Origin of the sequence: Microbacterium proteolyticum (assembly GCF_029639405.1) — a bacterium.
Classification (GTDB): Bacteria; Actinomycetota; Actinomycetes; order Actinomycetales; family Microbacteriaceae; genus Microbacterium.
In genome coordinates this window covers 281,628-302,082 of record NZ_CP121274.1, presented here as the reverse complement: position 1 = coordinate 302,082, position 20,455 = coordinate 281,628, and the positions used below count along the sequence as shown (strand labels likewise).

General features: G+C 69.7%; 21 protein-coding genes and 1 tRNA gene. 17 read left to right on the top strand and 5 right to left on the bottom strand.

Features of this window, described 5'->3' with window-relative positions:
- Positions 1-16: 16 nt before the first annotated feature.
- From P8R59_RS02270 to P8R59_RS02250, 5 genes are read left to right on the top strand one after another with little or no spacing between them, the layout of a single operon-like run.
- Complete coding sequence (locus P8R59_RS02270; protein WP_278102537.1) at positions 17-1,282, top strand: extracellular solute-binding protein; 1,266 nt, start codon at positions 17-19, stop codon at positions 1,280-1,282.
- Positions 1,279-2,259 (top strand): carbohydrate ABC transporter permease, encoded by a 981-nt coding sequence (locus P8R59_RS02265; protein WP_283286243.1) that lies wholly within the window; start codon positions 1,279-1,281, stop codon positions 2,257-2,259. The genes P8R59_RS02270 and P8R59_RS02265 overlap by 4 nt, the downstream gene beginning before the upstream one ends.
- Complete coding sequence (locus P8R59_RS02260; protein ID WP_278102536.1) at positions 2,259-3,107, top strand: carbohydrate ABC transporter permease; 849 nt, start codon at positions 2,259-2,261, stop codon at positions 3,105-3,107. The genes P8R59_RS02265 and P8R59_RS02260 overlap by 1 nt, the downstream gene beginning before the upstream one ends.
- Positions 3,108-3,118: 11 nt before the next feature.
- A complete protein-coding gene (locus P8R59_RS02255) occupies positions 3,119-4,381 on the top strand; it encodes an ABC transporter ATP-binding protein (protein ID WP_278102535.1) in 1,263 nt (420 codons plus the stop codon).
- A 23-nt stretch (positions 4,382-4,404) separates the two neighbouring features.
- Positions 4,405-5,364 (top strand): alpha/beta hydrolase, encoded by a 960-nt coding sequence (locus tag P8R59_RS02250; protein WP_278102534.1) that lies wholly within the window; start codon positions 4,405-4,407, stop codon positions 5,362-5,364.
- Between the two features lie 10 nt (positions 5,365-5,374).
- Here P8R59_RS02250 and P8R59_RS02245 read toward each other — a convergent pair whose 3' ends face one another.
- A complete protein-coding gene (locus tag P8R59_RS02245) occupies positions 5,375-6,721 on the bottom strand; it encodes a dicarboxylate/amino acid:cation symporter (protein ID WP_278102533.1) in 1,347 nt (448 codons plus the stop codon).
- Positions 6,722-6,871: 150 nt separating this feature from the next.
- On the opposite strand from P8R59_RS02245, the gene P8R59_RS02240 reads away from it, so the two are divergent.
- Complete coding sequence (locus P8R59_RS02240) at positions 6,872-7,576, top strand: FadR/GntR family transcriptional regulator (protein WP_278102532.1); 705 nt, start codon at positions 6,872-6,874, stop codon at positions 7,574-7,576.
- 55 nt (positions 7,577-7,631) lie between these two features.
- Complete coding sequence (gene arr, locus P8R59_RS02235; RefSeq protein WP_278102531.1) at positions 7,632-8,027, top strand: NAD(+)--rifampin ADP-ribosyltransferase; 396 nt, start codon at positions 7,632-7,634, stop codon at positions 8,025-8,027.
- A gap of 4 nt (positions 8,028-8,031) precedes the next feature.
- On the opposite strand, the gene P8R59_RS02230 is transcribed toward arr, so the two are convergent.
- Entirely contained in the window at positions 8,032-8,169 is a 138-nt protein-coding gene (locus tag P8R59_RS02230; protein WP_278102530.1) for a hypothetical protein, read from the bottom strand.
- Positions 8,166-8,807, bottom strand: a complete 642-nt coding sequence (locus tag P8R59_RS02225) for a dihydrofolate reductase family protein (protein WP_278102529.1) — start codon at positions 8,805-8,807, stop codon at positions 8,166-8,168. Before P8R59_RS02225 ends, P8R59_RS02230 begins: the two co-directional genes overlap by 4 nt.
- A 164-nt stretch (positions 8,808-8,971) precedes the next feature.
- Here P8R59_RS02225 and P8R59_RS02220 point away from each other — a divergent pair, with 164 nt between their 5' ends.
- On the top strand, positions 8,972-10,375 hold the full coding sequence (locus P8R59_RS02220) for a hypothetical protein (protein WP_278102528.1): 1,404 nt from the start codon (positions 8,972-8,974) through the stop codon (positions 10,373-10,375).
- Between the two features lie 52 nt (positions 10,376-10,427).
- Here P8R59_RS02220 and P8R59_RS02215 read toward each other — a convergent pair whose 3' ends face one another.
- Complete coding sequence (locus P8R59_RS02215) at positions 10,428-10,916, bottom strand: YajQ family cyclic di-GMP-binding protein (RefSeq protein ID WP_076495316.1); 489 nt, start codon at positions 10,914-10,916, stop codon at positions 10,428-10,430.
- A gap of 226 nt (positions 10,917-11,142) precedes the next feature.
- Here P8R59_RS02215 and P8R59_RS02210 point away from each other — a divergent pair, with 226 nt between their 5' ends.
- The 6 genes from P8R59_RS02210 to P8R59_RS02185 all read left to right on the top strand — a co-directional run bounded on the left by P8R59_RS02210 (position 11,143) and on the right by P8R59_RS02185 (position 16,653).
- Entirely contained in the window at positions 11,143-12,381 is a 1,239-nt protein-coding gene (locus P8R59_RS02210) for a sugar ABC transporter substrate-binding protein (RefSeq protein ID WP_278102527.1), read from the top strand.
- 98 nt (positions 12,382-12,479) lie between these two features.
- Positions 12,480-14,114: an ABC transporter permease subunit gene (locus P8R59_RS02205; RefSeq protein WP_278102526.1), complete on the top strand. Its 1,635-nt coding sequence runs from the start codon at positions 12,480-12,482 to the stop codon at positions 14,112-14,114.
- 1 nt (position 14,115) lies between these two features.
- Positions 14,116-15,045, top strand: a complete 930-nt coding sequence (locus P8R59_RS02200; protein WP_278102525.1) for a sugar ABC transporter permease — start codon at positions 14,116-14,118, stop codon at positions 15,043-15,045.
- Between the two features lie 44 nt (positions 15,046-15,089).
- Complete coding sequence (locus P8R59_RS02195) at positions 15,090-15,590, top strand: FBP domain-containing protein (RefSeq protein WP_077052367.1); 501 nt, start codon at positions 15,090-15,092, stop codon at positions 15,588-15,590.
- Positions 15,587-16,462, top strand: a complete 876-nt coding sequence (locus P8R59_RS02190; protein WP_278102524.1) for a PfkB family carbohydrate kinase — start codon at positions 15,587-15,589, stop codon at positions 16,460-16,462. Before P8R59_RS02195 ends, P8R59_RS02190 begins: the two co-directional genes overlap by 4 nt.
- Before the next feature lie 109 nt (positions 16,463-16,571).
- A tRNA-Tyr gene (locus P8R59_RS02185) sits at positions 16,572-16,653 on the top strand.
- Here P8R59_RS02185 and aztA read toward each other — a convergent pair.
- On the bottom strand, positions 16,644-17,360 hold the full coding sequence (aztA, locus tag P8R59_RS02180) for a zinc ABC transporter ATP-binding protein AztA (RefSeq protein WP_278102523.1): 717 nt from the start codon (positions 17,358-17,360) through the stop codon (positions 16,644-16,646). The two genes, P8R59_RS02185 and aztA, sit on opposite strands and share 10 nt — an antisense overlap.
- Before the next feature lie 55 nt (positions 17,361-17,415).
- Here aztA and aztB point away from each other — a divergent pair, with 55 nt between their 5' ends.
- Genes aztB through aztC form a run of 3 tightly spaced genes read left to right on the top strand, consistent with a single transcriptional unit; the run spans position 17,416 to position 20,445 of the window.
- Positions 17,416-18,270, top strand: a complete 855-nt coding sequence (aztB, locus tag P8R59_RS02175; RefSeq protein WP_278102522.1) for a zinc ABC transporter permease AztB — start codon at positions 17,416-17,418, stop codon at positions 18,268-18,270.
- A gap of 14 nt (positions 18,271-18,284) precedes the next feature.
- Positions 18,285-19,535 (top strand): ABC transporter, encoded by a 1,251-nt coding sequence (locus tag P8R59_RS02170; RefSeq protein ID WP_278102521.1) that lies wholly within the window; start codon positions 18,285-18,287, stop codon positions 19,533-19,535.
- A gap of 1 nt (position 19,536) precedes the next feature.
- Positions 19,537-20,445, top strand: coding sequence for a zinc ABC transporter substrate-binding protein AztC (gene aztC, locus P8R59_RS02165; RefSeq protein WP_278102520.1), 909 nt, complete (start codon positions 19,537-19,539; stop codon positions 20,443-20,445).
- Positions 20,446-20,455 lie beyond the last annotated feature (10 nt).

Here is a 20,455-nt window from a genome sequence, read left to right as displayed (position 1 = left end):
GAGGCGAGGGGGCCGGATGCGAAGGGTGATACGGATCGCGGCCGGGGTCTCGGCCCTCGTGCTGGCGGGGACGCTCGGGGCTTGCTCGGCGGGTGACGGGGTGCCGACCCTCACGTGGTACATCAACCCCGACGACGGCGGTCAGGCCGAGATCGCGGCATCCTGCACCGAGGCCGCGGACGGGGCGTACCGCATCCAGACGTCGCTGCTCCCGCGCGATGCGGCGTCGCAGCGCGAGCAGTTGGCTCGGCGGCTGGCGGCGAGCGACCGGTCGCTGGACATCATGAGCCTGGATCCGCCGTTCATCCCCGAGCTGGCCGAGCCCGGCTTCCTCGCGCCGGTGCCCGAGGATCTGCGGAACACCGACGGGGTGGTGCAGGGGGCCGTGCAATCGGCGAGCTGGAAGGACGAGCTCGTGACGGTCCCGTTCTGGGCCAACACGCAGCTGCTCTGGTACCGCAAGTCCGTGGCCGAGGCGGCGGGACTCGACATGACTCAGCCGGTGACGTGGGACCAGGTCATCCAGGCCGCCGAGGACCAGGACAAGAAACTGGGCGTCCAGGGCGCTCTCGCGGAATCTCTCACGGTGTGGATCAACGCCCTCGTCGCCTCGGCGGGCGGCAAGGTCCTCGAGGACCCGGATGCCAAGCCCGACGAGATGCAGCTCGGACTCGACACCGACGCCGGCAAGAAGGCCGCCGACATCATCAATCGGATCGGCGCGTCGGGCCTCGGCGGATCGGGGCTGCCGACCGCGGACGAGAACGCGAGCATGAATCTGTTCCAGGGCGACGACGGCTCCTTCATGGTGAACTGGCCCTTCGTGTACCCCGCCATGCAGGGCGCGGCCCCCGAGGTGGTCGACGACCTCGGCTGGGCGGTCTACCCCCGAGTGGATGCCGGAACCCCGGCGGCGCCGCCGGTGGGGGGCATCAACCTCGGCGTCGGGGCGTACAGCGCGCACACCGACCTCGCGTGGCAGGCGGTGGCGTGCATCGTGAGCCCCGAGAACCAGGCGCAGTACTTCGTCACCAACGGCAACCCGCCGTCGAACGCCGCGGCGTACGACGACCCGGAGGTGCAGGAGAAGTTTCCGATGGCCGACACCATCAAGGAATCGCTCGACCTGGGCGCGCCGCGTCCGCAGACGCCGTACTACAACGAGATCTCGATCGGTCTGCAGCGCACGTGGCATCCGCCCACCGCGGTGAGCCCCGACTCGACGCCGCAGACCTCGACCGATTTCATCCTCGCGGTGCTGAGAGGGGAGAGGCTGCTGTGACGACGGAGATCGCCTCGGCCGGAAAGCCGAGGACCGAGAACGCGCGGCCGCAGGAGGCCGCGAAACCCCACAAGAAGCGCTCCGACCGCGCCCGTGCGGAGGCACGTCTCGGGTGGATGCTGGCGGGACCGGCGTTCGGCATCATGCTGCTGGTCACGCTGTACCCGATCGTGCAGGCGCTGTGGGACTCGCTGTTCAGCCTGCGGTTGACCGCCCCCGACGACCGGGAGTTCATCTGGTTCCGCAACTACCAGGTGATCCTCGGCGACCCGGCGTTCTGGCAGTCGATGGGCGTGACGCTGTTCATCACCGTGGTGACGGTGCTGCTCGAACTGGTCATCGGTTTCGGCTTCGCGCTCGTGATGCACCGCGCGATCAAGAAGCTGCGGGGCTTCGCCCGCACGGCCATCCTCGTGCCCTACGGGATCATCACCGTCGTGTCGGCCTTCGCCTTCTTCTACGCCTTCGACATCAACTCCGGCGGGTACGTCAACAACTGGCTGTCGTGGATCCCCGGGTTCGACGAGAATCTGAACTGGTTCGCCGCGCAGAACACGTCGCTGGTCGTGATCATCCTCAGCGAGGTGTGGAAGACGACCCCGTTCATCTCGCTGCTGCTGCTGTCGGGCCTCGCGCAGGTGCCGGGCGATCTGGAGGAGGCGGCGAAGGTCGACGGCGCCACCCCGTGGGAGGTGCTGCGCCGTGTGATCCTGCCGAACATGAAGGCCGCGATCATGGTCGCCGTGCTGTTCCGCACCCTCGAGGCGTTCCGCATCTTCGACAACATCTTCATCATGACCGCGGGTGCCAACAACACCGAGGCGCTGTCGCTGCTGGCGTACAACACCTCGATCGGGCGCCTGGAGATCGGTCTCGGATCGGCGATCTCGGTGCTGCTGTTCCTCAGCGTGCTGATCATCGCCGGGATGTTCATTAAGGGCTTCAAAGTCGATCTGTCGGCCGGGAGGAATGGGTGATGCGCGCGATGACCTGGCCCCAGCGGATCACGTGGCTCGTGATCATCGCCGTCGTGCTCGTGTGGTCGCTCTTCCCGGTCTTCTCGATCGCGATGACGTCGTTCAAGACCCCGGCGGGGCTCTTCTCGGGCACGCTGCTACCGCAGGAGTGGACGCTCGACAACTACGCGACGATCCTCGCTCCCGGCGGCAGCGCCCAGGACCTGTTCCTCCCGGCGCTGCGCAACTCGATCGGCATCTCGCTCATCGCGACGTTCATCGCGGTGGTGCTCGCGACCCTCTGCGCCTATGCGATCGCCAGACTGGACTTCCCCGGGAAGCGGATCATCCTCACCACCGCGCTGGCGGTGTCGGTGTTCCCGATCGTGTCGATCGTCACGCCGCTGTTCAACCTGTGGCGCGTCATCGGGCTGTACGACACCTGGCTCGGGCTCATCATCCCGTACCTGTCGTTGACGCTTCCCATCTCGATCTGGACCCTCGCCGCGTTCTTCCGTCAGATCCCGTGGGAGCTCGAGCAGGCTGCGCAGGTCGACGGCGCGACCCCGTTCGAGGCGTTCCGCAAGACCGTCGTGCCGCTGGCCGCGCCCGGCGTGTTCACGACCGCGATCATCGCGTTCTTCATCGCCTCAAACGACTTCGTCTACGGCATCTCGTTGACCTCGACGGATGCCGCCCGCCCGGTGCCGGCGGCCCTGTCGTTCTTCACCGGGGCCTCGCAGTTCGAGGAACCCACCGGCGCGATCTCCGCCGCCGCGATCGTCGTCACCATCCCCATCGTCATCGTCGTCGTGATCTTCCAGCGCCGGATCGTGTCCGGTCTCACGCAGGGCGCCGTCAAAGGCTAAGGAGACAGTCCATGGCATCCATCACCCTCAACCGGATCGTCAAGACCTACGACGACGGCTTCACGGCGGTCAAGGGCGTCGACCTCGACATCGCCGACGGCGAGTTCGTGATCCTCGTGGGGCCGTCGGGGTGCGGCAAGTCGACGCTGCTGCGCATGATCGTCGGGCTCGAGGACATCTCGGACGGCGAACTGAGGATCGACGATCAGGTCGTCAACGACAAGGCGCCCAAGGATCGGAACCTGGCGATGGTGTTCCAGAACTACGCGCTCTACCCGCACCTCACCGTGTACGAGAACATCGCGTTCCCGATGCGGCTGAAATCCAGCGACCTCGACGACAAGGAGATCGACGAGCGCGTCCGCCGCGCCTCGAAGCTCCTCGAGCTCGACGAGCACCTCGAGCGCAAGCCCGCGAACCTTTCCGGCGGTCAGCGTCAGCGCGTGGCGATGGGCCGCGCGATCGTGCGCAACGCCAGTGCGTTCCTGTTCGACGAGCCGCTGTCGAACCTCGACGCGAAGCTGCGCGGCCAGATGCGCACCGAGATCGCGCGCCTGCAGCGTTCGCTCGGCATCACGACCGTGTACGTCACGCACGACCAGACCGAGGCCATGACCCTGGGTGACCGCGTGGCGGTGCTGCGCCGCGGCGAGCTGCAGCAGGTCGCCAGCCCCCGCGGGCTGTACGACCAGCCGGTGAACCTGTTCGTGGCCGGCTTCATCGGTTCGCCGCCGATGAACTTCCTCAGCGGAACAGTCCACGGCGACACGCTGCGGCTCCCCATCGCCGACGTCCCGCTCGACGATCGGCTGCGGGCGGCCGTCGAGGGGCGCGACCTCGTGATCGTCGGCATCCGTCCCGACGCGTTCGAGGACGCCGACGCCACGGAGCGCGACCTCGACGGGGGAGTCACCGCCGAGCTCGACATCGAGATGACCGAGTGGCTCGGCGAGGTGCTGTACGCGTACGTTCCCTACGAGACCGATGCGACGGTGAAGGACAAGCTGTCGGAGCTCGATCGAGACCTCGACGGCGAGAGCCTGCGCACGGAACTCGTCGTGGCGCTGGATGCCATGAGCGGGATCCGTGCGGGGGATGCCGCGCGCCTGTGGTTCTCCCCGGACTCGCTGCACCTGTTCGACCCGGAGACGGGCGTGAACCTCACCCGCGACGAGGCCAAGGCCGAGAAGCTGGAGGAGGACGCCCGCGCCGCGCGGAAGCGCGCGCTGGAGCGGGCCAAGGAGCGCGCCGCGCGCGAGCAGCAGCACGCCTGACGACCCCGCTCTAGGCTGTGGCCATGGGGGAGTGGCATCCGGACATCCTCGGGCCCGGCTTCGAGCAGCAGACGTTGCCGCTGGGGAGCGACGACGAGGGCGAGGTCGTCGCGACGCTCGTGCGGGCGATACCGCACCCCGGCGCGCGCCTGTTCGGACCGTGGCGCGACGTCGACGTGCTGTACGTGCACGGCTGGTCGGACTACTTCTTCCAGACGGGTCTCGCGCGCTCCTTCGCCGACCGGGGCGCCCGGTTCCACGCGTTGGACCTGCGCAAGTACGGGCGCAGCATCCGTCCGGGGCAGACGCGCGGTTACGTCGCGGCGCTCGACGTGTACGACGCCGACATCGAGGCCGCCCTGGATGCCATGGGCACCGAAGCGCACGGTCGGCGTCTCGTGCTCCTGGGGCACAGCACGGGCGGACTGACGCTGACGCTGTGGGCGGCGCGGCATCCCGGGCGCGCGCACGCCGTCGTGCTCAACAGCCCGTGGCTGGAGTTGCAGCTGGGCCCGCTCGGCCGCCAGGCCCTCGCTCCGATCCTCAACGCCCGCGCGCGAATCGATCCGCTCGGCACGCACCCCGCCGTCGACCTCGGGTTCTACACGCGCGCGCAGCGCGAGGTCGGCACGCTCCCCGACAGCCCCGACGGGTGGCGACCCGAGCGCGGATTCCCTACCCACCCGGGGTGGCTCGCCGCGGTGGTCGCCGGCCACGCGCGGGTGGCATCCGGGGTCGAGATCGGGTGCCCAGCGCTCGTGCTGCTGTCGAAGCGGTCGACCTCGGCGCTCAGCTGGAGCGACGCGATGCGCTCGAGCGACTCGGTGCTCGTCGTCGACGACATCGCCCGCGCGGCCACCCGCATCGCACGGGAGGTCACGATCGCGCGCATCGACGGGGCGCTGCACGACGTCTTCCTGTCCCGCCCGGACGCCCGGGATGCCGCGTACTCCGCGCTCGAGCGGTGGGTCGCGTCGGAGTGAGCGCCCGCGCTCAATCGGCGCGGTCGGCCGTGGCGAACTTCTCCGACAGCGCGTCCTCGTCGATCGCCTCGGCCGTGACGGTCGTGCGGCCGGCGTAGACGTCGCGGTCGATCTCGTCCGTACCGGTGGCGACGAGCATCGCCACCATGGTGTCGCCGTTGACGTTGAGGAACGTCCGGAAGATCCCGGTGAACCAGTCGACGGCGATGAGGAGGCCGACCGCTTCCAGCGGAAGGCCCAGCGACGTGGCCAGGAACGTCGCGGCGACCGCGAAGCCACCCGGGACCGTGATGGTGCCCATGTTGAGCATGATCGCCAGGGCCATGCCGAGGACGATCTGCCCCGGGGTCAGCTCGACGCGTCCCGCCTGGGCGAGGAAGAGGATGACGATCGTGTAGTTCAGCACCGCGCCGTACGAGCCCATGGTCAGACCGACCGACAGGGTGAAGCTCGCGACCCGCTGGCTGATCCCGACCTTCTCGACCGCGTTCTTCAGCACCGTGGGGAAGGTCACCGCCGAACTCGTGGTCGTGACCGCGATGACGGTCTGCTCGGCGAGCTTCGCCGGGAGGGCCCACGGGTTCAGTCTCGTGCGCGCGGCGACGACGATGAAGAAGAGGACGGAGACGATCACGACCCCCAGCAGCGTCGAGCCGAGGTACGACAGGGCGGTGGTGACCACGGCGAATCCGACATCGCCGGCGAGAGCCGCAAGCAGACAGAACACGCCGATGGGGGCGATCCGCATGACCAGACGGATCATGCCGAGCACGATCTGCTGCAGCTGGTCGAGCAGGGTCAGCACGAGGCGGTTGCCGGTCGCCCGCACGTACCCGTTGAGGGCGAGGCCGAAGAGCAGCGAGAAGACGATGATCGGGAGCATGCTCGCGGTGGACATCGCGTTGAAGATGTTCGTCGACACGAACCCGAGGATCGTCTCCTGCCAGGTGGAGGTGGGGGTCGCGGAGTCCTGCAGGGCGGGGTCGACCGAGCCCGAATAGTCGATGCCGACGCCGGGCTGCAGCGTCGCGGCGAGCCCCCAGCCGACCAGCGCGGCGACGACGGAGAAGCCGATCATCCACGCGAACGTGCGTCCGGCGAGGCGCCCCATGCCGCTTCCGGTCATGGACCCGGTCGCCACGATGACGGATGCCATCACCAGCGGCACGATGGCCATCTGGATCAGCCGGATGAACAGGTCGCCGATGAATTTCAGGTTCCCCGCCCATTCTCCGGTGACGAGCCCGAACACGATGCCCAACACCGCTGCGGCGGCGATGAGGCTCGCCGGGTGCCGCGCGATGCGCCAGGCCGTCGCGAGACCGCGACCGCCGTTCGTGGTGCTCTGGTTCGTCATGACCGCTCCTCTGCCCGTGGTTTATGGTCGGGCCAATTCTGCGCAGCGGGCGTTTCCAAGGGCGCATTCTCGTGTTTCAGGGGGATTAAGGTCGGACCAATCTGGTCGGGTGGGTGCGCGGCGCCTGGAAGGATGGAGCCGGGAGGAGCCATGAGCGATCACACGGCACTGGCGCCGCTGGAACGACGGGGCGGGTCCGTCCACGAGGAGATCGTGGCGCGCCTCCGCGCGCTCATCCTCGCCGGAGTCCTCCAGCCCGGTGACCGTCTGGCGACCGAACGCGAACTCGCCGAACAGCTGGTCGTCTCCCGCTCCGCGGTGCGCGAGGCGCTGCTCCGGCTGCAGTCGGCGGGGCTCGTCGAACGTCGACAGGGAAGCGGGACGCGGGTGAGCGACCGCATCCCGATCTCCACCGTGCTCGCCTCGCTCCGCGACGATGACGACGACACCCTCACCGCATCCACGGAGTTCCGCACCGTGGTCGAGCCGCAGATCGCCCGCCTCGCGGCCGCGCGGATCCAGCCCGCCGAGCTCGACGCGCTCGGCGCCCTGCTCGCGGAGTCGGACGTCGCGCAGGATGCCGAGAGGTCGGTGAAGCTCGATATCGCCTTCCACGTGGCCGTCGCCACGGCGACCCGCAACCGCCTGCTCGCCTCGCTGAGCGAACTGACCGTGTCCTGGACCCTGGAAGCGCGCCTGTTCTCGCACGTCGCCGAGCATGGGCGCCGGATGTCGCACGACGGTCACCTGCGCGTCCTCCGCGCGCTTCGCGCGGGGAGCCCGGACGCCGCCGAAGCGGCCATGCGCGTGCACCTCGACGAGATCGCCGACCTGGCGCAGGAACTCTCGGAGTGATTCGATCAGACCCCGCCATGTCGGATGCGCAGCGCGGCGGCGGAGAGGAGAACCGATGGACGCCGGCCCCTTCTTCCACGGGACGAAGGCCGACCTGAAGGTCGGAGATCTGCTGATCCCGGGATTCCGGTCGAACTACCGCCCCGAGGTCGTGATGAACCACATCTACTTCACGGCGGTCCTGGACGGAGCGGGGCTCGCCGCCGAGATCATCCCCGGCGACGGTCCGCCGCGGGTCTACGAGGTCGAGCCGACGGGGGAGTGGGAGAACGACCCCAACGTGACCGACAAGAAGTTCCCCGGCAATCCGACCCGGTCCTACCGGAGCGCGGCGCCCCTGCGCATCGTCGCCGAGCGTGACGACTGGACGCGGCTGACGCCCGAGGCGCTCGCGGAGTGGCGGACCCGCCTCGCGCGGATGCGCGACGAGAACGCCGAGATCATCAACTGACGCTTCAGGTGGGCTCGGTCGTGCGGATGAGCCCGCAGGTCACGCACGACCATGCCACGAGGAAGCGTTCGTCGTCGAGCACCTCGAACCGCAGCGGGTCGCCGCAGGTCGGGCACGTGGGCAGCCCGTCGGGTGCCCTCACCGCTCGAACGTCACGTGCACGACACCGCTCTCGGCGACCTCCGACGTGACACGGTAGTCGGCGTGGAGGTGCTCCAGGTCGTCCCACAGCCGCGTGCCCCGCCCGAGGATCACCGGGCGGATCGCGACATGCAGGCGATCGACGAGCCCCGCGGCGAGGGCCGAGCGCACCGTGGACACCCCGCCACCGATGCGCACGTCGGCGTCGCCCGCCAGCTCGGTCGCCCGGCGCACGGCATCCGCGATGTCGGTGTCGACGAAGTCGAATCGCGTGCCGTTCGCGAACTCGATCGGCGCGCGTTCACGGTGCGTCAGTACCAGGACGGGCACCCGGAACGGCGGCTCGTCGCCCCACCATCCGCGCCACTCCGGATCGTCGGGGAACGAGTGGATGCCGAACATCCCCGCGCCCATCACCTCGGCGCCGACGCCCTCGAAGTAGGCGGCCGCGTAGCGGTCGTCGACCCCGGTCGTGCCCGCGCCGGAGGTGTCGCCGAGCACCCGCTCGCGGAACGTCCGCGTCGCCATGTAGTCCGCGACGAGCAGACCCCAGTCGGCCCCCATCGGGTTCTCGGGCGACATGTCGGCGGGCGCGGCGACCCCGTCGAGCGAGACATTCAGATCGACGCGGACGGCCATGGCGTTCCTTCGTGATTCGGGCGGCGAGTGACGGATCGCACCCTATCAATCCTCCCGATGGCGGTCGTGGCTGTGCCCTCGGGGTGGGTCGGAGGAGTTTTCCTTGCCACGCGTGGCAAGCGCCCCTAATCTCAGCGGCATCCGACCCGAAAGGAGCCTTCCCCATGCCCGCGACGACACCACCCGCTGCTCCTCCGTCCGGACTTCCCCGTCGGCTGCTGCTCGTGGGAGCGGCCGCGGGCGTAGCCGGAGCCGTGAGTGCAGCGTCCGCCTCGCCGGCCGAAGCCGCTCCGGGAACCACGGCGTGGCTCCTCGGCGGAAATTCCGGCGTATCCACCGACGGTTCCAACTTCCTCGGGCCCACCACGGCCGGCGCCCCCTTGATCTTCAAGACGCGTGCTTCGGGGGCGACCTCGAACGCCGAGCGCATGCGGATCCTCGCGAACGGGAATGTGGGCATCGGGGTGACCACCCCGACGGCGAAGCTTCATGTGAAGACCGGTGGGACGGCGATCCAGGCCTCGTCCACGAGCACAGCCGCATCGTCCGCGACGATCTCAGCGAGTGCTGCCGCAGGCGCGGGCGTCGTCGGGAGCTCGACCAGCGGGGCCGGCGTCAAGGGCACATCGACGAACGCCTACGGCGTCGTCGGTTCGGGGTCGACCGGTGGAGTCCTCGGGCAGACGGGCTACTACGGCGTGGTCGGGATGGGTCAGAGCGTCGGCGGGTATTTCGGCGGCACGACCGGCCTGCTCGCCGGAGGCTCGGGCGCCGCCAACGGGGTGATCGCGAGCGGACGGATCGGCGTCTACGCGCAGGCCTCCGTCTCGGGGCAAGCCCAGGCTCTCCTCGCCGAGGGCGGGCAGTACGCGGTCTCCGGCACCGGTGGCGCGACGGCCGGTGTCCGTGGCGACTCCGGATACGTCGGAGTCTGGGGGCAGGGCGCGTCCTGGGGTCTGTACGGCGTCGCCACCGCCACGTCGGGGCAGAACTACGGCGTGTACGCGACGACCAGTAGCCCCGACGGCTTCGCGGTCTTCGCCCAGGGGCGTGTGCACGTGAACGGCACGCTCAGCAAGAGCGCAGGGTCCTTCAAGATCGACCACCCGCTCGACCCGGACAACAAGTGGCTGTCGCATTCGTTCGTCGAGTCGCCGGACATGCTGAACGTCTACAACGGGATCGTGACGACCGACGCCGATGGGCATGCCACCGTCGATCTCCCCGACTACTTCGACGCTCTCAACCGCGATCCGCGGTATCAGCTCACCGTCATCGGGCAGTTCGCCCAGGCGATCGTGTCGCGAAAGGTCTCCGGCAACTCCTTCGAGATCCGAACCGATCACGGCAACATCGAAGTGTCGTGGCAGGTCACCGGTATCCGGCAGGATGCCTACGCCACGGCCCACCCGATCCAGGTCGAGGAGGACAAGACCGACGAGGACAAGGCGGCATCCGGGGCGAGCGGGCAGCGGCGGGGTGTCAGCGCCGATCCCCGCGCTCCTCGGTCGGTGGATGTGGAGATCCCCGCCGCCGACTCCCTGCCGCAGGCGCCGAAGCTGCCGTGACGGGAAGCGCCGACCCATCGGATGCCCGGGTCGGCGCCGTCAGCGGCGACTCTTACCGGTAGTTCGTGAACTGCAGGTCGACGTCGAGGTCGGCGGCCTTGAGGAGGCGCTGGACCTCCTGCAGGTCGTCGCGCGACTTGGACTGCACCCGCAGCTCGTCGCCCTGGATCTGCGACTTCACGCTCTTGGGGCCCTCGTCGCGGATGATCTTGCCGATCTTCTTCGCGTTCTCCTGCGAGATGCCTTCCTTCAGCGTCGAGGTGATGCGGTACTCCTTGCCGCCGGCGACCGGGTCGCCCGTCTCGAGGCTCTTCAACGAGATGCCGCGCTTGATGAGCTTGGTCTGGAAGACGTCGAGCACGGCTTTCGCGCGCTCCTCGGAGTTCGCCTTGATGAGGATCGCTTCGCCGCTCCACTCGATGGAGGCGTCGGTGCCCTTGAAGTCGTAGCGCTGCTCGACCTCTTTGCGCGCCTGGTTCAGGGCGTTGTCGGCTTCCTGGCGGTCGATCTTGGAGACGATGTCGAATGAGCTGTCGGCCATCCCGCGATTCTAGCGAGCCGAGGCGGGCGCGCCTCCGGGGTGGCCTGTGAGCGCTCACGACATCACAGCTTGGTATCGACGCGCGCGGCCGTTTTGCGAAGTCGGGTGAGGTCACTCAGTATGTAAGCGCTTGCAGCGTAAGCGCTTGCATGACGACACGGGGCCGACGGCGTCCACGATCCGGACGATCCGCCGCCCCTCCCCCCACCAGAGAGGCACACCACCAATGAAGGTGAAATCCACGAGCGCACTCGGCTTCGGCGTCCTCATCGCCGCCGGTTCGCTGCTGCTGGCCGGTTGCTCCGGCAGCGGCGCAGCTCCGCAGGCCAGCGGCGACGCCGCCGCGGCCGGCACCCTGACCGTCTGGGTCGACGCGAACCGCGCGGACGCCCTGAAGGACGTCGCCGCGACCTTCGCGGACGAGAAGGGCATCAAGGTCGACCTCGTCGAGAAGGACTTCTCGAAGATCCAGGCCGACTTCGCCGCGCAGGTCCCCACCGGCAAGGGCCCCGACATCACCGTCGGCGCGCACGACTGGCTCGGCGGCTTCGTGCAGGACGGCCTCGTCGCCCCCATCGAGCTCGGCGACAAGGCATCCGAGTTCCAGGACGTCGCCATCCAGGCGTTCACCAACGACGGCAAGGTCTACGGCCTGCCGTACGCGACCGAGAACATCGCGCTGATGCGCAACGTCGACCTCGTCCCCGAGGCGCCGACCTCGTTCGACGACATGATCGCCAAGGGCACCGCCGCCGGCGTGCATTACCCCTTCGTCGTGGGACTGGACCCGGCCAACGCCGACCCGTACCACCTGTACCCGTTCGAGACGTCGTTCGGCAACTCCGTGTTCGCACGCAACGCCGACGGCAGCTACGACGGCTCGCAGCTGTCGATCGGCGACGAGGCCGGCCAGGCCTTCGCCGCGTGGCTCGGCGCGCAGGGCGCAGCCGGCACCATCAACCTGAACCTCACCCAGGACCTCTCGAAGGAGGCCTTCAACTCGGGCCAGACGCCGTTCATCCTCACCGGCCCCTGGAACGTCGCGGATGCCGAGGCCAAGGGCATCAACATCGCCGTCGACCCGATCCCGTCGGCCGGCGGTCAGCCCGCGCAGCCCTTCGTGGGCGTGCAGGGCTTCTACCTGAACGCGAAGTCGCAGAACGCGCTCGCCGCGAACGAGTTCCTGGTGAACTACCTCGGCACCGAGCCCGTGCAGACGGCGCTCTACGAGGCGGGCGACCGTCCGCCGGCACTGAAGGCGGCGTACGAGAAGGCCGCATCCGACCCGATCATCGCCGGTTTCGGTGAGGTCGGCGCCCAGGGTGCGCCGATGCCGAGCATCCCCGAGATGGGTTCGGTCTGGGAGTTCTGGGGTGTCGCCGAGGTCGCGCTCCTCAAGGGCGAGGACCCCACGGCCACGTGGACCAAGATGTCCGACGACATCCAGGCCAAGATCGCCGGTTGATCCACCGCCACGGCGGGCGTCCTTCGCGGCTGCCCGCCGTGGCATCCCCTCTTCCCCCACCCCCGGACTTCGTCCCCCTGACGCAGAAGGCCTCAACGATGACGGCTCCCCTCCTCGAGAACGACACCCCTGTCGGCTCGACCCCTCCCGACCCCGCGGCCGAGCGACGCCGCCGCCGCGCCGAGCGCTACGCCGAAGCCGCCGCGGCCGGATGGAAGGTCTGGCTCGTCAAGATCGTCGCGCTGTCGATCATCGACGCGGCCGCCGTGTACGCCGTCATGGTGCTCGCGGGCACGGGACAGTGGGTGGTCGCCGGTGCCGTCGCGCTCATCGCCGTCGGCGTGAACGTCGTCTACCTCACGCCCGGGCTGCTCCCGGCGAAATACCTCACGCCGGGCCTGATCTTCCTGCTGATCTTCCAGATCTTCGTCGTCGCGTACACCGTGTACATCGCGTTCACCAACTACGGCTCGGGCCACAACTCGACCAAGGACGACGCCGTCAACGCGCTGCTCCTGCAGTCGCAGACCCGCGTGGCCGACTCGGCGACCTACCCGATCACCGTCGTCGAGCGCGACGGGGTGTTCTCGCTGCTGGTGACCGACCCGGTCACGGGCGACGCCGCCGTGGGGACGACCGCGTCCGAGCTCGAACCCGTGGATGCCGAGTTCTCGGGCGGTCGCGCCGTCGCCGCCGGCGGTTACACGAGCCTCGACTTCGCCGGCATCGTCGCCAACCAGGGCGCCATCGGTGCGATCGCGGTGCCGATCTCCGAGGATCCCAACGCCGGGTTCCTCCGCACCACGGACGGCTCGAACGCGTACCTGTTCACCTCCAGCCTGACCTGGGATGCCGCGGCCGACACGATGACCGACACCACCGACGGCACGGTCTACCGCGACATCGGGACGGGGGCGTTCACCGCCGACGACGGCTCCGAGCTGCTGCCCGGCTGGGTCGTGACGGTGGGGGCGGACAACTTCGTGCGCGCCTTCACCGAGGACTCCATCCGCGGTCCCTTCCTCGCCGTCGCGATCTGGACCTTCGCGTTCGCGTTCCTGTCGGTGGCGACCACCTTCGTCCTGGGCCTCTTCCTCGCGATCGTGCTGAACGACCCGCGTATGAAGAGTCGGAAGTACTACCGGGTCGTGATGATCCTGCCGTACGCTTTCCCGGCATTCCTCTCGGCGCTGGTCTGGGCGGGGATGTTCAACCAGGACTTCGGGTTCATCAACCAGACGATCCTCGGCGGGGCCACCATCCCGTGGTTGCAGGACCCGGTTCTGGCGAAGATCGCGATCCTTATCGTCAACCTCTGGCTCGGCTACCCGTACATGTTCCTGGTGTGTACGGGCGCGCTGCAGTCGATCCCGGACGACATCACCGAGGCCGGGCGTGTGGACGGGGCGAGCGTGTGGCAGATCTTCCGCCACATCAAGTTCCCCCTGCTGCTGGTCTCGGTGGCACCGCTGCTGATCTCGTCGTTCGCGTTCAACTTCAACAACTTCAACCTCATCTACATGCTCACGGGCGGGGGACCGCGGTTCGCCGACGCCTCTATCAACGCCGGTGCCACCGACATCCTGATCTCGATGGTCTACAAGGTCGCGTTCGTCGGCCAGCTGCGCGACTTCGGCCTGGCCAGCGCCTTCTCGATCGTGATCTTCCTGCTCGTCGGCGTGATCTCCTACATCGGATTCCGCCAGACCAAGGCCCTCGAGGAGCTGAACTGACATGGCGATCGACACCGCGACCCTCACCCGCCCCGCCCGCGCCGACCGCGCCGACCGGGTAGCGCGACCGCCGCGCCGCCCGTTCGGCACCTGGTTCCGGCAGACCGGTTGGCGTCATCTCGTCGGCATCGCGATGCTGATCTTCTCGGCGTTCCCGCTGCTGTACGTGCTGTCGGCCGCCCTGAACCCTGGCGGGACGCTGCTCACGGCCAACGGTCTGTTCCAGACGATCAGCGTCGACAGCTTCGTGCGTCTGTTCTCGCTGCCGCAGCAGCCCTTCGCCGCGTGGTTCGTCAACTCGCTCGTGATCGGGCTCGTCACCGCCGCCGGCACCGTGTTCCTCGGCGCGCTCGCCGCGTACTCCTTCTCCCGCATGCGCTTCGCCGGACGCCGATTCGGGCTCCTCAGCCTGCTGCTGGTGCAGATGTTCCCGCAGCTGCTGGCGTTCGTGGCGATCTTCCTGCTCATGACGACGATCGCCGACGTCTTCCCCGCGATCGGGCTGAACTCCCAGATCGGTCTGATCATGGTGTACCTCGGCGGCGCGCTCGGTGTGAACACGTACCTCATGTACGGCTTCTTCAACACCGTGCCCGCGTCGATCGACGAGGCGGCCAAGATCGACGGCGCCGGTCACGCGCGCATCTTCTTCACGATCATCCTGCGCCTGGTCGCCCCGATCCTCGCGGTCGTCGGGCTGCTGTCGTTCATCGGCACCATGAACGACTTCGTCCTGGCATCCGTGATCCTCGTCGACCCCGACAAGCAGACCCTCGCCGTGGGCCTCTACCAGTTCGTGTCGCAGGAGACGGCCACCAACTGGTCGGTCTTCGCCGCGGGAGCGGTGCTCGCGGCGATCCTGCCCATGGCGCTGTTCCTCGCCCTGCAGAAGTACATCGTGGGAGGGCTCACGGCCGGCAGCGTGAAGTGACGGGCCGGCCCGGCGCGCCCGGGTCGCTCGTAGACTCGGATGCCATGCGAGCACTCACCGAGAACGAGGTGCGCGAGGCGTTCGTCAACGCCGCACCGGACGACCTGCGGGTCCTGGCTCTGCCCCACGACTTCCTGCTGACCGACTGGGACCACCTCGACTTCTTCGCGTGGCGGGATCCGCGCACCCGCGGACGCGGCTACCTCGTCACCGAGCGGGGCGGTGAGCCCACCGGTGTCGTGCTGCGGGCCGCGGACGGGCAGTCGCGCGCACGGGCGGCGATGTGCAATCTGTGCCACACGATGCAGCCGGGCGACCAGGTCGCCTTGTTCACGGCGCGGAAAGCCGGGGCGGCGGGGGACCAGGGCGATACGGTCGGAACGTACATGTGCGCCGACCTGTCGTGCCACGAGAACGTGCGCCTCGCGATGCCGCTGGCGCCGAGTGAGATCCGCGGGAGTGTGGACATGAAGATCGACGGCACCAAGCGCCGAACCGAGGCGTTCGTCGAGCGTGTGCTCGACACGGCCGGAGTCCAGCGGTGACCGGTCGCGTCGTCGTCATCGGCGACGCCCTGATCGACGAGCTGCGCGACGACGCCGGTGTCCGCGAGTTCGTCGGCGGTGCCGCCCTGAACGTCGCGGTGGGACTGTCGCGCCTGGGCGTCCCCACGGCGCTCATCGCCATGGTCGGCGACGACGCGGCGGGCGAGCAGATCCGCGGCTACCTCGCCGAGTACGACGTCGACCTGCTGCAGAGCCCCTCCGAGCACGGGTCGTCCCGTGCCGTGAGCACGCGTTCGGCCGGGGGTGAGCCCGAGTACGTCTTCAACGAGGCCGCGCAGAACCGCCGCGTGCACTACGGCGACGCCGAGCGCGCCGCGCTCGCCGAGGCGCCGCTCGTCGTGGTGAGCTGCTTCCCGTTCGACGATCTCGACCAGACCGACGCGCTGCTGGATGCCGTCGGCTCGACGTCGCTCGCGATCGACCCGAACCCCCGGGCCGGGATGCTGCACGACCGCGAGGCCTTCGTGCGCGGATTCGAGAAGGCTGCCGCCCGGGCGCAGCTGGTGAAGGTCGGCGAGGACGACGCGCAGCTGCTCTACGGCGGGCCGCTCGAGGATCTCCGCGAGAAGCTCGCCGGCCTCGGCGTCGAGGCCGTGCTCGCGACGTACGGGGCCGGGGGAGCGGCCGTCGACGCCCACGGGCTGACGGTCTCGCGTCCGATCGTCGAGCTTCCCGAGCCCATCGTCGACACCATGGGCGGCGGCGACGCCGTGCTCTCGACGACGGCGGCGCTCGTGCGCGGCGGCCTCCCCGAGGACGAGGCGGGATGGGGTTTCGTGCTCGACCGCGCGATGGAGGTGGCCGCGGTCACGTGCCGCAGCGAGGGCGCCCTGCTGCGCATCCCCGAGTGACCCGGGCCGTTCTCGAGGAGCTGCCCCGTGTTGGAAGCACCCCCTCGCAGAGGGTAAGGTAGGTGATCGCGCCTCTGGTCGACTGCGAAAGCCGGGCGGGTGCGCACCTGGCGAGTTACCCAAGCGGCCAAAGGGATCTGACTGTAAATCAGACTGCATTGCATTCGGGGGTTCGAATCCCTCACTCGCCACCGAGAACATCAGCGAAAGCCCCGGGAGACCGGGGCTTTTCGCTTTCCCCGGCGGACTTTCCGGCGACGAGACGGCCCGAGTCCAGCCGCACGACGACGTCGGCCTCGGCGATGAGCCTGTCGTCGTGGCTCACGCACACGACGGCGACCCCGCGGGCGGTCTCCTCCGCGATCGCACCGTGGATGAGCGCGGCGCTCGTGGCATCCAGGGCCGTCGTCGGTTCGTCGAGGAGAAGCAGGTCGGCGCCGCGTGCCAGGCCCTGTGCGAGGAGGGCGCGCTGACGCTGTCCACCGGAGAGCGCGCCGAAGGGCGTCCGCTGCAGGGTGGTCATGTCCAGGCGCCGCAGCGCCTCGTCGACGGCGGCGCGATCGGCGCGCCCCAGGCGGCGCAGGGCACCCACACGCCCCCAGGCGCCGATGACAACGACGTCGCGGACGGTGAGGGGCAGTCGGTCGGCCACGGCGGCCCTCTGCGGAACGAAAGCGCGCGACGTCGCGTGGACGTGGACGATTCCGGCCGACGGTTCACGCGCCCCCGCCAGCACCTCCACCAGCGTCGATTTGCCCGAGCCGTTGGCTCCGACGATCACCGTCAGGGCGCCCGCGGCGATGTCGAGTTCGACCCCGTCCAGGGCGCGTGTCTTGCCGAAATCGACGCGGATGCCGCGAGCCTCGACGACGGGGGAGGGAGAGGGTGCAGGGGGCATGGCATCCATTCTATGAGTTTGATAACCGTTCTCAATAACGCTACGGTCGTGCCTCGTGTCCTGGCTCACCGATCCGTTCTCGCTCGAGTTCGTCCAGCGCGCCCTCCTCGGCGGCGCGTTGGTCGCGGTGCTGTGCGCCGTCGCCGGGACGTGGGTGATCATCCGCGGCATGGCGTTCCTCGGTGAGGCGCTGGCCCACGGCATGCTCCCGGGCGTCGCCCTGGCCACCGTCCTCGGGCTGCCGGTCCTGCTGGGGGCCGCGGTCAGCGCGATGGCGATGAGCCTCGGCATCGGCGTCCTCCAGCGCCGCGCGCGGCTGTCGTACGACACGAGCATCGGCCTGCTGTTCGTCGGCATGCTCGCGCTCGGGGTGATCGTGATCTCGCACGCCGGAAGCTTCGCGACGGATGCCACGGCCATCCTGTTCGGCGACATCCTCGCGGTGGGCGTGGGCGACCTGGTCGTCCTCGCCGTCGCGGTCGTCGTGGGTGTGGCGGCCGCCGTCGCCGCGAACCGATCACTCGTCGCTCTGGCGGTCGACGAGCGGGTCGCGCGGGTGCTGGACCTGCGTCCGCGGCTGGGCCGCGCCGTGCTCGTGGGACTCGTGACCCTCGCGGTCGTCGCGTCGTACCAGGCCGTGGGGTCGCTGCTCGTCGTGGGGCTGCTCGTGGCCCCCGCGGTCGCCGCGCGGCAGTGGACCGAGAGGATCCCCACCACCATGGCCCTCGCGGCGGTCATCGGCGCCGTCGCCGTCGCGGTCGGCCTGCTGGTCTCGTGGCACGCGGCCACCGCGGCCGGGGCCACCATCGCCGCCACCGCGATCGCCGCGGCCGGCGCCTCGTGGGCGCTCCGCGCGGCCCGCGACGCCGCTGTCCGCCGCCGCCCTGTTCTCGTCCCCGTTCCGTCCTGACGCAGAAAGACCGCATGCTCCCGCGCTCCTCGCCCCTCCTGTTCCCCCTGACCCTCGTCGCGTTGCTGGCCCTCGCCGGGTGCGCGGCCGGCTCTCCGACCGGGCCGACGCCCGACACGACCCCCGACGCGGCCGTCGACACGCACGGCGCCATCGCCGGCGCGGCGGAACTGGCGGAACCCGCGCTCGGGTTGACCTCGATCGACGCCGAGGGCCGCGTGTCGCACCTCGACCTGCTCGACGAATCGACGGCGGATCTGGGGACGGTGCGAGCCCCCGACGCGGTGCACGGCGACGGTCGGTACCTCTTCGCGATGGACGGGGCCGGCGTCTCGATCGTCGACAGCGGCGTGTGGACGTGGGATCACGTCGACCACTTCCACTACTACCGCGCCGAGCCGCGCGTGCTCGGCGACGTCGAGGGCGGGGGAGCGGGCGGGTCCGGGGGCGGGGGAGTGGCGACCGTCGCGACGTCGAACTCGTCGACCACCGGTGGAACGGGGCTGTTCTTCCCCGAGAGCGGCGACGCCGTCCTCCTCGACACCGAGGCGCTCTCGAAGGGCCGCATCGTGGAGACGTTCCGCCTCGCACGCGAGCCGGGTGCGGGCCTCGTCGTCCCGGTCGGGTCGTTCGCGGCCGTGGCCGCCGCCGACGTCCTGGCTCTGCACGCCGCCGACGGCACGCCGACCGGCGACTCCGCCGACTGCGTCGATCCCGCCGGGACGATCACCACCCGCGTGGGAGCGGTCATCGGATGCCGGGACGCGGCGCTCCTCGTCCACGTCGAGGACGAGGAGCCCGTCATCGAGCGCATCCCCTACCCCGCGGGCACGACCGCGGCGCGGGCGACCGCCTTCGCCAACCGCGAGGGGCGTCCCCGCGTGGCAGCGCTCGCCGGGGACGACGGCATCTGGATCCTCGACACCCGGGCGCGGTCGTGGTCGCTGATCCCTGCCCCCGAGCCCCTCGTGCACGTCACCGCGGTCGATGACGCCGACGCGAATCTGCTCGCCCTCACCCGCGACGGGCGCGTGCTCGTGCTCGACGGCGAAACGGGCGCGGAGCGCGCGGCATCCGCCCCGCTCGTCGCCGAAAGCCTCGCGGCGGGCGCGTCCGCGATGCTCGTGGCCGACCAGCAGCGCGCCTACCTCAACGGTCCCGTCGAGGGGCGCCTCTGGGAGATCGACTTCGCCGACGGTGCGCGCATCGCCCGGGAGTTCCCCGCCGAGCGCAGCCCCGCGTTCTTCGTTCAGACGGGACGCTGAGATGAGACTGCTGCGCCTCACCGCCGCCCTCCTGCTCGCCGCGGGGGTGCTCACCGGCTGTTCCGCCCCCGCGAGCGACCGTCCGCTCGTCATGGTGTCGACGAACATCCTCGGCGACGTCGTCTCGAACCTCGTCGGCGACGACGTCGAGGTGGTGACCCTCATGCGACCCGGGGCCGACCCGCACGCGTTCGAGATATCCGCGGCGGAGGCGGCGCGACTGCGCTCGGCCGACCTCGTCGTCTCGAACGGTCTCGGCCTCGAGGAAGGGCTGCAGCAGCATCTCGACGCGGCCGCGGGGGCGGGGGTCGCCGCGTTCGTCGCCGGCGACGCCGTCGACGTCCTGCCCTACACCTCGACCGACGCCGGTGGCGCCGACGATCCGCACTTCTGGACCGACCCGGCGCAGACGATCGCCGTGGTCGACGCGCTCGTCCCCGTGCTCGAGGCGATGGACGGGGTGGATGCCGCCGCGGTCGCCGCCCGGTCGGCCGCCTACCGCAGCGAGCTGACGGAGCTGGACGCCGACATGACGGACGCCTTCGCGGCCATCCCGTCCGCGCAGCGCGCGCTGGTGACGAATCACCACGTCTTCGGCTACCTCGCCGAGCGATTCGGATTCCGTGTCGTGGGAGCCGTGATCCCCGGGGGGACGACGCTCGCCGCCCCGAGTGCGAGCGACCTCGCCGATCTGGTGTCGGCGATCGACGACGCCGGCGTCCGCACGATCTTCGCCGAATCGTCGCAGCCGGACCGGCTCATGAAGGTGCTCGCCGAGGAGGCCGACGTCGATGTGACGGTCACCGAGCTGTTCACGGAGTCGCTGACGGATGCCGCCGGCGGAGCCCCCGACTACCTGACCATGATGCGCGTCAACACGGAGCGCATCGCCACCGGCCTGTCGCCCTGAGCGCCCGGCC

Bases quoted from the DNA above. Each gene is read 5' to 3' on its own strand.
- P8R59_RS02270 (WP_278102537.1), top strand. From the start codon at position 17: ATGCGAAGGGTGATACGGATCGCGGCCGGGGTCTCGGCCCTCGTGCTG.
- P8R59_RS02260 (WP_278102536.1), top strand. From the start codon at position 2,259: ATGCGCGCGATGACCTGGCCCCAGCGGATCACGTGGCTCGTGATCATC.
- P8R59_RS02255 (WP_278102535.1), top strand. From the start codon at position 3,119: ATGGCATCCATCACCCTCAACCGGATCGTCAAGACCTACGACGACGGC.
- P8R59_RS02250 (WP_278102534.1), top strand. From the start codon at position 4,405: ATGGGGGAGTGGCATCCGGACATCCTCGGGCCCGGCTTCGAGCAGCAG.
- P8R59_RS02245 (WP_278102533.1), bottom strand. From the start codon at position 6,721: ATGACGAACCAGAGCACCACGAACGGCGGTCGCGGTCTCGCGACGGCC.
- P8R59_RS02240 (WP_278102532.1), top strand. From the start codon at position 6,872: ATGAGCGATCACACGGCACTGGCGCCGCTGGAACGACGGGGCGGGTCC.
- arr (WP_278102531.1), top strand. From the start codon at position 7,632: ATGGACGCCGGCCCCTTCTTCCACGGGACGAAGGCCGACCTGAAGGTC.
- P8R59_RS02225 (WP_278102529.1), bottom strand. From the start codon at position 8,807: ATGGCCGTCCGCGTCGATCTGAATGTCTCGCTCGACGGGGTCGCCGCG.
- P8R59_RS02220 (WP_278102528.1), top strand. From the start codon at position 8,972: ATGCCCGCGACGACACCACCCGCTGCTCCTCCGTCCGGACTTCCCCGT.
- P8R59_RS02215 (WP_076495316.1), bottom strand. From the start codon at position 10,916: ATGGCCGACAGCTCATTCGACATCGTCTCCAAGATCGACCGCCAGGAA.
- P8R59_RS02210 (WP_278102527.1), top strand. From the start codon at position 11,143: ATGAAGGTGAAATCCACGAGCGCACTCGGCTTCGGCGTCCTCATCGCC.
- P8R59_RS02205 (WP_278102526.1), top strand. From the start codon at position 12,480: ATGACGGCTCCCCTCCTCGAGAACGACACCCCTGTCGGCTCGACCCCT.
- P8R59_RS02200 (WP_278102525.1), top strand. From the start codon at position 14,116: ATGGCGATCGACACCGCGACCCTCACCCGCCCCGCCCGCGCCGACCGC.
- P8R59_RS02195 (WP_077052367.1), top strand. From the start codon at position 15,090: ATGCGAGCACTCACCGAGAACGAGGTGCGCGAGGCGTTCGTCAACGCC.
- aztA (WP_278102523.1), bottom strand. From the start codon at position 17,360: ATGCCCCCTGCACCCTCTCCCTCCCCCGTCGTCGAGGCTCGCGGCATC.
- P8R59_RS02170 (WP_278102521.1), top strand. From the start codon at position 18,285: ATGCTCCCGCGCTCCTCGCCCCTCCTGTTCCCCCTGACCCTCGTCGCG.
- aztC (WP_278102520.1), top strand. From the start codon at position 19,537: ATGAGACTGCTGCGCCTCACCGCCGCCCTCCTGCTCGCCGCGGGGGTG.